This window comes from Oleiphilus sp. HI0132 (genome assembly GCF_001635845.1).
In genome coordinates this window covers 1-775 of the sequence record NZ_LWGJ01001436.1, presented here as the reverse complement: position 1 = coordinate 775, position 775 = coordinate 1, and the positions used below count along the sequence as shown (strand labels likewise).

Sequence of the window (775 nt, the reverse complement as noted above, 5' to 3'; positions counted from 1 at the left end):
GAAGCAGGAACCGCTATGGGTGAAAAAGCCGCGAGCAGTGCTGCCGAGGCCGTCGCAGCGAAAGTAAGTGCCGCACAGGCACAAATCCAAGTTCAGCAAGATATGCAGCCTTATGTTCAGCAAGCCAAGAAGGCGAATATGATTGCAGTGGTATCACTTGTCGTTGCCATTGGAGCCATCGCAAGCAACTTCCTACAGTTCTAGAAGACTAAAAGCACTTATCGGATCCCTCTTAATGCGCGCCAGCTCTTTAAAAGGGATTTTTTATTTGCGCAAACGCTAAGCCCCCGCTCGAATCAAGCCCCCCAAACCAGCACTCTCGAGCTCATCCTCAAGCATCTCACGTATACAGCTTTCATTTTCGAGATTCAGCGCTTTTGTTAGAAGCTGCCTGGCTTTCTTATGCGAAAACGAACGAATTACCCACTTAACCTTGGGAATATTAAAGGCACTCATACTTAGTGTATTGATCCCCATTCCAAGTAGTAAAATAACCGCTACAGGGTCAGAGGCCATTTCACCACACAAAGACACCTTAAGTCGACGGGATTGAGCAGTACATACAATATGATTAATACTTGCCAATACCGCCGGGTTTAGAAAGTTATATAAGTCAGAGACCTTCGGATTATTCCTATCCACTGCAAGTAGGTACTGCGTTAGATCATTAGAACCAATAGATATAAAGTCAATTCGCTTTGATAGGTGTGGCAGNGCCATCATTGCTGCTGGCACCTCTACCATTATACCCACGCTTGGCTTTGCAACTTTAAGC

General features: G+C 45.9%; 2 protein-coding genes. One reads left to right on the top strand and one right to left on the bottom strand.

Going from position 1 to position 775, the window contains the following annotated elements:
• The coding region (locus A3766_RS21915; protein WP_231882958.1) for a hypothetical protein at nucleotides 1-204 on the top strand (204 nt) is incomplete at its 5' end.
• 75 nt (nucleotides 205-279) lie between these two features.
• Here A3766_RS21915 and A3766_RS21910 read toward each other — a convergent pair.
• A partial coding sequence (locus A3766_RS21910) for a putative PEP-binding protein (RefSeq protein WP_304440978.1) occupies nucleotides 280-775 on the bottom strand: 496 nt, incomplete at its 5' end.